Annotated in this window: 8 protein-coding genes and 1 tRNA gene; 3 read left to right on the top strand and 6 right to left on the bottom strand. The window is 31.3% G+C overall.

The window, feature by feature from the left end:
* Positions 1-79: 79 nt before the first annotated feature.
* Positions 80-154 (bottom strand) — tRNA-Gln (locus tag AB6T46_RS03380).
* Positions 155-393: 239 nt separating this feature from the next.
* Here AB6T46_RS03380 and AB6T46_RS03375 point away from each other — a divergent pair.
* A complete protein-coding gene (locus tag AB6T46_RS03375; protein WP_370932001.1) occupies positions 394-3,219 on the top strand; it encodes a ribonucleoside-diphosphate reductase subunit alpha in 2,826 nt (941 codons plus the stop codon).
* Between the two features lie 535 nt (positions 3,220-3,754).
* Positions 3,755-4,825 (top strand): ribonucleotide-diphosphate reductase subunit beta, encoded by a 1,071-nt coding sequence (locus AB6T46_RS03370; protein ID WP_370932000.1) that lies wholly within the window; start codon positions 3,755-3,757, stop codon positions 4,823-4,825.
* 95 nt (positions 4,826-4,920) lie between these two features.
* Here the strand turns inward: AB6T46_RS03370 and AB6T46_RS03365 are convergent, their stop codons facing one another.
* From AB6T46_RS03365 to AB6T46_RS03345, 5 genes are all read right to left on the bottom strand, one after another.
* Complete coding sequence (locus AB6T46_RS03365) at positions 4,921-5,724, bottom strand: hypothetical protein (RefSeq protein ID WP_370931999.1); 804 nt, start codon at positions 5,722-5,724, stop codon at positions 4,921-4,923.
* Between the two features lie 422 nt (positions 5,725-6,146).
* The gene (gene ppdK / locus AB6T46_RS03360; protein ID WP_370931998.1) at positions 6,147-8,813 is read right to left on the bottom strand and encodes a pyruvate, phosphate dikinase; all 2,667 of its coding nucleotides are present in this window, start codon (positions 8,811-8,813) and stop codon (positions 6,147-6,149) included.
* A 114-nt stretch (positions 8,814-8,927) separates the two neighbouring features.
* Positions 8,928-9,602: a DsbA family protein gene (locus AB6T46_RS03355; RefSeq protein ID WP_370931997.1), complete on the bottom strand. Its 675-nt coding sequence runs from the start codon at positions 9,600-9,602 to the stop codon at positions 8,928-8,930.
* Between the two features lie 62 nt (positions 9,603-9,664).
* The gene (locus tag AB6T46_RS03350; protein WP_370931996.1) at positions 9,665-10,036 is read right to left on the bottom strand and encodes a DciA family protein; all 372 of its coding nucleotides are present in this window, start codon (positions 10,034-10,036) and stop codon (positions 9,665-9,667) included.
* A gap of 27 nt (positions 10,037-10,063) precedes the next feature.
* Positions 10,064-11,197 carry a site-specific DNA-methyltransferase gene (locus AB6T46_RS03345; protein WP_370931995.1) on the bottom strand — a complete coding sequence of 378 codons (1,134 nt, stop codon included), beginning with the start codon at positions 11,195-11,197 and terminating at the stop codon, positions 10,064-10,066.
* 91 nt (positions 11,198-11,288) lie between these two features.
* On the opposite strand from AB6T46_RS03345, the gene AB6T46_RS03340 reads away from it, so the two are divergent.
* Entirely contained in the window at positions 11,289-11,978 is a 690-nt protein-coding gene (locus AB6T46_RS03340; RefSeq protein WP_370931994.1) for an HAD family hydrolase, read from the top strand.
* Positions 11,979-11,988 lie beyond the last annotated feature (10 nt).

Genomic DNA, 11,988 nt, shown 5'->3' with positions numbered 1-11,988 from the left:
ATAATTTATAATTCTAAATACTAATTACAAGAAAAGCTCAAAAGCTTATCGTAAAATACAAACAAAATTAATGGAAAAATGGCTGGGGTACCTGGGTTCGAACCAGGGAATGTCGGTATCAAAAACCGATGCCTTACCACTTGGCTATACCCCAACAACATATGGACTTTATAACTAAATAATAAAATAATTTCAAGCCAAATTTATCTTACTAACAATATTATTAAAAAATATTTTTTAAAATTTATTGTTTAAATTATTTTTTAAAACTTGAAAAAAAATGGTATATAAATACTATATAGAAATAAATCATTGGATATAATTTTGATATTTAGATTTAATATATCCATAAATTAATTACCCATAAACGTTAATATTGAAAAGGTGACAATAATGGCTGAGGTTAAACTAAATAACCTATCAAATTCGGTAACTACTGATAAACTTGATCAGTTAAATAATCAAATATCAGCCTTCAAAGTTATCAGAAGAAATAAATCTTTAACTGATTTTGATTCTAAAAAAATAACCCTAGCTCTCACCAAAGCCTTTTTAGCTGTTGAAGGAGAAAATCTATCTGGATCTCAAAAACTTTTCGATATTACTCAAGATTTAACAGATCAAATTATGAATTCCCTTATGCGTCGTCCACATGCAAATGGAATTTTACATATAGAAGAAATACAAGATCTAGTTGAATTAATATTGATGCGCAATGAGTATCATCAGGTAGCTCGTGCTTATGTATTATACCGCGAACAACGTGCAAAAGACCGTAAAGATAAACACGATACAAAATCATATAAAATCAATGTAAAAAATGCTGATGGAACTCTAACCCCATGGGATGAACTTCGTTTTTTAACTTTAATTAATGAAGCATGTTGGGGATTAGACTTTGTGTCTTCTCAAGATATTCTCACTGAATCAAGAAAAAATTTATACGATGGTATTACAGCTGATGAATTATCTCTTGCACCCATTTTAGCAGCAAGAACTTTAATTGAAGTAGAACCTAATTATAGTTTTGTATGTGCTAGATTATTATTAGATAAACTACGTCAGGAAGCTTTATCTTTAGTAACGGGTAAAAATGAACAATCAACCCATTCGCAAATGCAACAAAGATATATCACTTATTTTCCAGAATTTATAGCAATGGGAATCAAAGAAGGTATACTTTCACCAGAACTAGCAACATTCAATCTTGATATTATCTCAAATGCACTTAAAGCTGATCGTGACCTCCAATTCCAATATCTAGGCTTACAAACATTATACGATAGATATTTTTTACATAGTGATGGAAAAAGATATGAACTACCTCAAGCTTTCTTTATGCGAATCGCTATGGGATTAAGTATAAAAGAAAAAAATAGAGAAGAAAAAGCTATAGAATTTTATAATCTATTATCTTCATTTGATTTTATGTCATCTACCCCAACCTTATTTAATGCAGGAACTCTTAGACCACAGCTATCTTCATGCTTTTTAACTACTATATCTGATGACTTAGATGATATTTTCAAATGTATAAAAGATAATGCACTTTTATCTAAATATGCAGGTGGATTAGGAAATGACTGGACTCCTGTACGCGGTTTAGGAGCACATATCAAAGGAACTAATGGTAAAAGTCAAGGTGTAGTACCTTTTCTAAAAGTAGCTAATGACACTGCTGTAGCGGTAAACCAAGGTGGAAAACGTAAAGGCGCAGTATGTGCTTATCTTGAAACTTGGCATATTGATATTGAGTCTTTCTTAGATCTTCGAAAAAATACCGGAGATGATCGTCGTAGAACTCACGATATGAATACGGCTAACTGGATTCCTGATTTATTTATGGAAAGAATGATCAATAATGAAGAATGGACCTTATTTTCTCCTGATGAGGTTCCTGATTTACATGATTTATATGGTTTAAAATTCAAGAAAGCCTATATAGAATATGAACAAAAAGCTGATAGAGGCGAAATAAAATTATATAAAAAAATTAAAGCTATTGATCTTTGGCGTAAAATGTTAACTATGCTTTTTGAAACTGGACACCCATGGATGACTTTTAAAGATCCATGTAATCTCCGTTCGCCACAGCAGCATGTTGGAGTAGTTCATTCGTCTAATCTTTGTACAGAAATTACTCTTAATTCTAATAAAGATGAAGTAGCCGTCTGTAATTTGGGCTCTATTAATTTAGTTAATCATATTACTGAAAAAGGTCTAGATCATGACCATCTAAAAAATACCGTTAAAACTGCAATGCGGATGCTAGATAATGTTATAGACATTAACTTTTATACTATTCCAGAAACTCGCAAATCGAATGAAGCTCATAGACCAGTAGGATTAGGTTTAATGGGCTTCCAAGATGCCTTACATATTTTACGTATACCTTACGCAGATGAAAAAGCAGTAGAATTTGCAGATGAAAGTATGGAAGCTATCAGTTATTATGCTATCTCAGCTTCTTGTGATTTAGCCGATGAAAGAGGTGCATATAAGAGCTTTCCAGGATCGTTATGGTCGCAAGGAATTTTACCAATTGATTCTATAGATTTATTAGCTGAAAATCGTGAAACTCTAGTAATAGATCGTTCAGCTAGGTTCGATTGGAATATTTTACGTGAAAGAGCAAAAAAAGCTATTAGAAATTCTAATCTGATGGCGATTGCGCCAACCGCTACTATATCAAATATTTGTGGTGTATCTCAGTCTATTGAACCATCTTACCAAAATTTATTTGTTAAATCTAATATGTCCGGTGATTTTACTATTGTTAATTCCTATTTAGTTAGAGATCTAAAAAAATTAAATTTATGGGATAAAGCCATGGTTTCAGATCTTAAATATTACGATGGCTCACTAGGACAAATTGAAAGAATTCCTGACGAACTCAAAAAACTATATGCTACTGCTTTTGAAGTAGATTATAGCTGGTTACTTGAATGTGCTGTTAGACGACAAAAATGGATAGATCAAGGGCAATCTTTAAATCTTTACATCAAAAATCCATCAGGAAAATTGTTAGATGCTTTATATAGAAGTGCTTGGCAAAAAGGTTTAAAAACAACATATTACTTACGTTCTATGTCTGCAACTCATGTAGAAAAATCTACCCTTAAAGGTACAGATGGTAGATTAAACGCAGTGTCTATAAATAATAGTACAACTTATACTAGCTGTTCTATTGATGATCAGGATTGCGAAGCCTGTCAATAATATTATAAAGATTCTGATTCGATTAATCATTATCTATTAAATTTTTTAAATACCTTAATTATATATGCATCTCCTCAGGGTAACTATATAATTAAGGTTATTTTTTTATCATTAAGATTATTTGCATTGATAAATATTATATAGTCATAAGCTTTTGACGATATCATAGTTATTAACTTCATGGTTCAGTCGTATCTTAAAAATATATAAATTCACCCTCACCTAATTATTTAAATAAATATCTGTAGAAAACTGACATTTTATAGATAAAAATATTTATAAAAGATTCTCTTTAAAAACCCTTACATTACTTGTCTTCCGACTATAAATACCTCACAAAAAAATTTATTGCGAAATAGACTGCTAGAACCTAAATTATACATATATATCAACAAGATAGCGACTTATTATCTAGCAAATGTGTCACCTATGATAATATCAAGCAGCCTTTCATGAACAATATTATACGCTTGCCTTTTGTTGAATTATTGATGTATATTTTATAAAATAACTTCATTTATATAAGGTATATAAAATGTTAAACGAATCTGTAAATACCACTGGTTTGGGTCAAATTGACTCTTCTGGTGGCCGGGTTACCGTTGATGAAAAACGGATGATAAATGCTAGGGCAGACGTTAATCAGTTACTGCCTTTAAAATATCATTGGGCTTGGGAAAAATATCTAGCTGGTTGTAATAATCACTGGATGCCCACTGAAGTATCTATGCAAGCAGATCTAGCTTTATGGAAATCAAAAGACGGATTAACCGAGTCTGAAAGACATATGATAAAAAGAAACTTAGGTTTTTTTGCAGCTTCAGAATCATTAGTAGCTAATAATATCGTACTGGCTATATATCGCCATTTAAGCAACCCTGAATGCCGACAATATTTATTAAGACAAGCATTTGAAGAAGCTGTTCACACCCATACCTTTCAATATATCGTTGAAAGTTTAGGGCTAGATGAAGGTGAATTATTCAATATGTATCGAGAAGTATCATCAATTACCCGTAAAGCCAATTGGGCATTAAAATATACTCAAAGTCTTAATGACCCAGACTTTAAAACTGGTACATTTGAAACTGATCAAGCCTTCTTACGTGATCTTGTAGCATTTTATGTCATATTTGAAGGCATTTGGTTTTATACTGGATTCGTTCAAATCTTATCATTAGGACGACGTTCTAAAATGGTTGGTATAGCAGAGCAATATCAATATATTTTACGAGATGAATCCATCCATTTGAACTTTGGTATTGATGTTATCAATCAAATTAAAATAGAAAACCCTCATCTATGGACTGCAGAATTTCAACAAGAAGTACAAAAAATGTTGCGCGAAGCAACAGAGCTAGAAATAGAATATGGTAAAGATACTATGGCGAAAGGCTTATTAGGTCTAAACATAGAATTATGTGAAAAATATTTACAATTTATTGCCAATCGTCGTTGTGGACAATTAGGATTAGATCCTGTATTCGATGAAGTTGAGAATCCTTTCCCTTGGATGTCTGAAACTATGGATCTTAAAAAAGAAAAGAATTTCTTTGAAACAAGAGTAATAGAATACCAAAATGGTGGTGCTCTTAGTTGGGATTAAATATACATAACAGAGAAATCTGAATTACCTAATCCATTATACTAATGATACCTCTAGTGAAATATATAAAACTATAATTCACTAGAGATATTAATTTAGAATTGATTAACGATAAAGTTGCTATCTTTTTTATGTAACGGTAAAAAAATAATTTGATTATCTAATTCTTGTAAAAGTTTTTTCACTATGTAAAGATTTAAACCAAAATCTGGTTCACCTCTACTATATTTTGACCGCATATCTAAAAAACTTGTATCACCTTCATCTATAATCCTTATAATTATATCGCTAATATTAGAAAAAATTGGATAGTTAATATTAGCTTGTATAAAAACAAGCTTTTGCCCCTTAATATTTATTGATTTAGTGAAGCTTTTTATTTTTTTATCATCTAAATAATCTACAATTAACCTAGTTAAATCTTTAGAAGATAACATGTAACGACGCCCTGTTACATTATAGGAAGAATAATCTTTATCTTTACCATCTATGAAATTATTCAATATGATTAATTTATTTCCTGGATCTTTATATATTTCCTCAATAAATTCTGGTGAATCCATTAAATTAGTAGATATATCAGCGCCAGATTTACGAGACTTATCAACCATATATATGACTAAAATTAACATTAATAAAGAAAATATAAAGCCAAACAAGGCTCTTTTTCCTGCTATATCTCCTCTCTTCCAGAAAGCAGCAAATGATAATATGGATAAAAAAATAGCAAGAACTGATAAAATAACGGTAATTGATAAAAAAAGATATATAATTTTTCCATTCAATATATTTGCTATATACAATAGCAGAATAGTTAATAAGAACAAAAAAGCAAAAGAGGCTAAACGCCAAGACCATACCGCAAAAGGTGATATTTTACGAATATATTTATATCGCATAATTTTACTTTCATAACTATTAAACTCAATACATCTATATATAAGTTAACTTTGTTAAATGTCTGTAATCATAGCTATAAATATTATTATGATAATTCTAACAATTACATAAAATAAACCAGCAAAATACAATAAATACTAACTATCTATATAATTAAATAAATTACTTAGCAGCGATATTAATTATAATCTATATTTACAATTACAACCGTTAAACTCAATCTAGCATTAAGTTAGATTCAGTAAATGTATGGAATCATAGCTATAAATATTGTTATGATTCCGACAATTACATAGAATAGACCAACAAGATTCAACTAAATATTAACTACCAATATAACTAAATAAATTAATTATAAATCTCACATTACCACTTAAGCAATAGTTGAAAAGATAGTTAAGTACCTAATATCATCAATTAATCAGCTATCTTTTAATATGTATGCTTGTGCTGCTGCTAAACGAGCTATTGGTACCCTATATGGAGAACAAGATACATAATCTAATCCTATTTTTTCAAATAAAGATATTGAATCACTATCCCCACCATGTTCACCACAAACACCAACTTTTAAATCTTTCTTTGTTTCTCTACCTCTATCAGTACCTATTTTAACTAATTCACCAACACCTTCTATATCAATAGAACTAAACGGATCTTGCTTTAATATTTTCTGATCAATGTAAGTGGATAAAAATGGTGTTGAATCGTCCCTAGAAATACCCAAAGTCGTTTGCGTTAAATCATTCGTTCCAAATGAAAAGAAATCAGCTTCTTCAGCAATTGATCTTGCACATAAAGCTGCGCGTGGCAATTCAATCATCGTACCTATTATATAGTCAAATTTTATATTTTTTTCTTTCATGACTTGCAAAGCAGTTTGTTCAATGATTGATCTAACAAAAGCTAATTCTTCTTTTAAGGCGACTAAAGGAACCATAATTTCTGGTACCACAGGTAACTTATTACTAAGAGCTATTTCTGCTACAGCTTCAAAAATAGCTCTTGCTTGCATCTCAGCTATTTCTGGATAAGTAATCGATAATCTGCAACCCCTTAAGCCTAACATAGGATTAAATTCATGTAAATTTTCTGCTAATATTTTAAGCTTTTCTTTTGAAACACCCATAGCAGTAGATACTTGCTGCATTTCTTCATCAGTTTTCGGTAAAAATTCATGTAAAGGTGGATCTAATAATCTAATAGTAACCGGTAATCCTTCCATTATAGAAAATAATTCTATAAAATCCTGACGCTGCATAGGTAACAATTTTGCTAAAGCTATTTTACGCTCTTTCTCCGTTTCTGCCAATATCATTTCTCTAACAGCGATAATTCTTTCACCATTAAAAAACATATGTTCAGTACGACATAATCCTATGCCTTCCGCTCCAAAACTACGAGCGGTCCGCGCATCTTCTGGTGTTTCTGCGTTGGCTCTTACATTCATACGACGAATTTCATCTGCCCAAGACATAAGCTTAGCAAAATCTCCAGAAAGTTCTGGTTGCAACATACGTACTTTACCTTTTAAAACTTCACCTGTAGAGCCATCAATAGTTATAATATCGCCTTTACTTAATGACACATCGCCTACTACAAGACTTTGAGTTTTATAATTAATCTTAATACTACCTGCTCCAGATATACACGGCTTGCCCATACCTCTAGCTACCACAGCAGCATGACTAGTCATCCCTCCACGAGTAGTTAAAATTCCTTCAGATACATTCATACCGTTAATATCTTCTGGACTAGTCTCTATTCTTGCTAAAATAACTTTACGTCCTTCTGCTACAACTTTTTCTGCTTCCTCAGAAGAAAAAACAAGTTCACCTACAGCTGAACCAGGCGAAGCAGGCAAACCTTTTGCTATAATTTCTTTATCAGCTTTTGGATCAATTGTTGGATGTAATAATTGATCCAAAGATCTAGGGTCAATTCTTAAAATTGCCTCACGTGGTGTTAATATACCTTCTTCTACTAGATTTACCGCTATTTTTAATGCAGCTTTGGCTGTTCGTTTGCCATTTCGGGCTTGTAACATCCATAATTTACCATTTTCGACAGTAAATTCTAAATCTTGCATATCACGATAATGTTTTTCTAAAGTACTACAAATATTAGTGAAATATTTAAAAACATCTGGAAATAATTTTTCCAATGATGGCTTAGCACATCCAGCTTCTATACGAGCTTCTTCAGAAATATTTTGCGGGGTACGAATACCTGCTACGACATCTTCTCCTTGAGCATTTAATAGAAACTCTCCGTATAACTTATTTTCTCCAGTTGATGGATTTCGAGTAAATGCAACTCCTGTAGCACAATTATTACCCATATTTCCAAATACCATAGCTTGAACATTAACCGCTGTTCCCCAAGTTTCCGGTATGTTATTTAATCTTCTATAAGTTATAGCTCTTGGTCTCATCCAGCTAGAAAAAACAGCCCCAATAGCGCCCCAAAGTTGTTGTTGTGGATCTTGAGGAAATTCTCTGCCTAATTGTTCCTTAACTATTTCTTTATAATTATTTACCAAGGTTTTTAAATCATCTGCATCTAAGTCAGTATCTTGTTCTATAGCTTTACTTAACTTAAGATCGTCCAATGCTTCTTCAAACATATGATGCTCAATGTCCAACACTACATTGGAATACATTTGAATAAAACGACGATAGCTATCATAAGCAAAACGCTCATTTTGTGTTTCTTTAGCAAGTGCTTGAACAGTTTTATCATTCAATCCTAAATTTAATACTGTATCCATCATACCTGGCATTGAAGCTCTAGCACCAGAACGCACAGAAAGTAATAATGGCTTATCTTCAGATCCAAATTTTCTATGCATCTGTTTTGCTAATCGATCAAGCGCTATTTCTACTTGCTCAAATAATTCTTTTGGGTATTGATTTTGATTAGCGTAATAATGACTACATACTTCTGTAGTGATTGTAAATCCAGGCGGAACGGGCAGACCTAAATTACTCATTTCGGCTAAATTAGCCCCCTTACCGCCTAATAAATTTTTATCCTTAGCAGATCCTTCAGCAGAACCATCACCAAAATTATATACCCATTTTACCATAAGTATATTCTCCTATTTACAAGTTTATATTGCTACAAAGAATCTCTGCAATTGCGTTCATATTAAATAATTTTTTTATAAAAATCAATCTATCTAATATGTTAACTCAACGAATTAATGTCTAACTTTAGCCAGATGAGCATCTATTATTTCAGAGATTTCTGCAAAATTTAAAGCCCCTTTATATAAATCACCATTAATAACAAAAGTCGGAGCTGCATCAATTTTAAATTGTTCATAGGCAACTGTTAAACCATTTTTTAATTTATCTAAAATGTCTTTATTATCAAAACAAGAGAGAGTTTTCTGTTTATCTAAACCATATTTTGCGGCCACTCTAAAAATATAGTCTCTTGCTTGCTCAGGTCCTGCAGTCAACCATTGTTGTTGATTAGTGAAAAAAGTATCAATAACAGAAAAATAATCTTTAGGAGCTGCACAACGTGCTACCATAGATGCGGCAGTAGAAAAAGGATCAAGAGGAAATTCCCTAAAAATTAACTTTACCTTGCCTGTATCTATATATTTTTTTTGTATTTGAGGATAAACAGACAAGAAAAAAACTCCACAATAGGAGCAAGTTAAAGAGCCATATTCTATTATAGTAACAGGAGCATTAACCTGCCCTTTAACCATATCTGGTAAAATATTTGGTTGATTAATTAATTTATCCATATTCACTGTAGAATGAGGTTTAGTATAAGCTAAAACATTTATAGGAGAGTAAATACCCAATAAACCTAATGCTACTATTAAGCAACCAACTATTTTACCTATTTTAATTTTCACAATATATCCTTTCTTCTTTCACCACATGCTCGGTTAAACAACATAATTCATAACACTGGTTTTCATATTAACGTCAATCCAGTGCGATTACTTTTACGCAACTTATCCTCTGATATTTTTTTAAATTTTATTTTGCCTATAGCTGCATAGCCAAGAAACATATTAACCCTATCACAAATCTCTACCGTCATATGCTGTAAATGTAGTTCTGCTAAAGAGGTACAATTAATTAATAAGGTTGCGCCACCTATTTCTTTTTTCTTTGACCATCTTATTTTAGAAGGATAGCTCCATTTAGCATAATCACCTACCACAGAATGCCAACTAGAAACAAAGTCGAAACCAAATCCTACTTTATCAATCAAAATGCCGTCAATGATAGGTCTAGCGATATCAGTTATATTAGATACGTACTTTTGTTTTTTTAACGCCATCTGCCTGATATCTCTAGATAAATTAAGTTAATCTAAGCCCTGCATTTTATTTTTAACCATTTGCCGTAAATTGTCAATAGGAAGTAATTTATTTTCATCATAATAATGCCAATATAACCAACCGTTACAACTTTCAGTATTTTGTGCTTTTCTACCTGAAATGTGAATAGAAAGAGCTTCTTGATTATAAAATAAAGTTCCATCAGCTCTTACTATTGCTGTAATTTTAGCTTTTTTATCATATAATACTGTTCCTGCATGAATCAGACCTGCCTCTAGCAAACTTAAAAATGATATTCTTGGTTGTTGTTTTTTACTAGGTACTATAGATAAAGAAATATTTTCTAGTTTTTTTACATTATCTATTCTTTTTTGTGCAACTTTTATATATTTTTCTTCGCGCTCTACTCCAATAAAATGTCTGCCTAATTTTTTTGCTACAGCACCAGTAGTTCCTGAACCAAAAAAAGGATCCAAAATTACATCGCCCGTCTTACTAGAAGAGAGTAGGATCCTAGATAATAATGCCTCTGGTTTTTGGGTTGGATGAGCTTTAATGCCATTATCATCTTTTAATCTTTCATTACCAGTACATAACGGAAATAACCAATCAGAACGCATTTGCTTATCTTCATTAGCGGCTTTTAATGTTTCATAGTTAAAAGTATATTTTTTAGCATTTTTATTTACAGAAGCCCAAATTAAAGTTTCATGTGCATTTTGAAAACGTTTACCTCTAAAGTTAGGCATCGGGTTAGACTTACGCCATATAATATCATTTAATATCCAAAAACCTAAATCTTGCATTATAGCGCCTAATCTGAAGATATTATGATAAGAACCAATAACCCATATAGTTCCATCATTTTTCAACAAGCGCCTACATGACATTAACCACGCTCTAGTGAAAGCATCATAAGCTTCAAAACTTTCAAATTGATCCCATTGATCATTCACTGCATCAACTACAGTTTGATCAGGTCGACATAAATTACCTTGTAATTGTAGATTATACGGAGGATCCGCAAAAATTACATCAACTGACTTAGCAGGTAACATATTTAAAATAGAGATACAATCGCCTTGTAATATTTTATCTTTATAAGTATCTACCGCGGGAGATAAATAACTATTATCGATAGTTTTTGTAACCTTTAACATTTCATCTCCATATCAATTAAAACTATAATTGCTTATTTTATCTAAATAGAGTAAATAACAAGTTAAAGTTTTTTATATAAGGTGAATATTCATGCAAAATCTGCAACTTATCATTTTTGACCTGGATGGAGTAGTAATAGATTCAGAATATTTAATTGCTAGCCAGCAAAATATGATTTTAAATAAGGCAGGTCACAAAATGAATATTGATGAATTCATTAAAAAATATGTCAATATAACTTGGAAAGAAATTCTTAAGGATATCGAACAACAATCACCCTTACCTATTTCAGCTAAATTAATTGATATTTGGGAAAATATAGAACAAACTTTAATTAAAGATATAGCTTTAATGGATGGTTTTTTAAAAGCTGCAAATGATATTTGCTTACCTAAAGCTTTAACTACTAACCGTTCAAATAAGTGGATAAAACAAATATGCAATAAATTTAAACTAGAACATATTTTTAATCAAAATATTTTCTCAGCTCCTGAAGTAGAAACGCAAAACATTAAAATTACTCCTGATAGATTTTTATCTATTGCTGAAAAAACTAAGGCAAAACCTCAAAACACAATAATAATTGAAGATAGTGTAATAGGTGTAAAAGCAGCCGTGGCTGCTGGAATGAGAGTTATTGGTTTTACAGGAGGTAAACATAGTTATTTAGGACATTCTAGCCTATTAATGGAAGCAGGCGCCGAAACCAGCATATCACATTTTAAAGATTTACCAGCGGTTGTTAAAGCTATGGATTATTGGACCAATAACTTAGCTTGAAATAAATATA

The sequence above is a fragment of the Bartonella sp. DGB1 genome, assembly GCF_041345015.1.
Classification (GTDB): Bacteria; Pseudomonadota; Alphaproteobacteria; order Rhizobiales; family Rhizobiaceae; genus DGB1.
Note: the sequence above shows the minus strand (reverse complement) of the source record. Positions and strands in the feature narration are given on the sequence as shown.

What these genes read in the sequence shown, in the direction of transcription:
- AB6T46_RS03375 (WP_370932001.1), top strand. Translation starts at nt 394, where the DNA reads ATGGCTGAGGTTAAACTAAATAACCTATCAAATTCGGTAACTACTGAT.
- AB6T46_RS03370 (WP_370932000.1), top strand. Translation starts at nt 3,755, where the DNA reads ATGTTAAACGAATCTGTAAATACCACTGGTTTGGGTCAAATTGACTCT.
- AB6T46_RS03365 (WP_370931999.1), bottom strand. Translation starts at nt 5,724, where the DNA reads ATGCGATATAAATATATTCGTAAAATATCACCTTTTGCGGTATGGTCT.
- ppdK (WP_370931998.1), bottom strand. Translation starts at nt 8,813, where the DNA reads ATGGTAAAATGGGTATATAATTTTGGTGATGGTTCTGCTGAAGGATCT.
- AB6T46_RS03350 (WP_370931996.1), bottom strand. Translation starts at nt 10,036, where the DNA reads ATGGCGTTAAAAAAACAAAAGTACGTATCTAATATAACTGATATCGCT.
- AB6T46_RS03345 (WP_370931995.1), bottom strand. Translation starts at nt 11,197, where the DNA reads ATGTTAAAGGTTACAAAAACTATCGATAATAGTTATTTATCTCCCGCG.
- AB6T46_RS03340 (WP_370931994.1), top strand. Translation starts at nt 11,289, where the DNA reads ATGCAAAATCTGCAACTTATCATTTTTGACCTGGATGGAGTAGTAATA.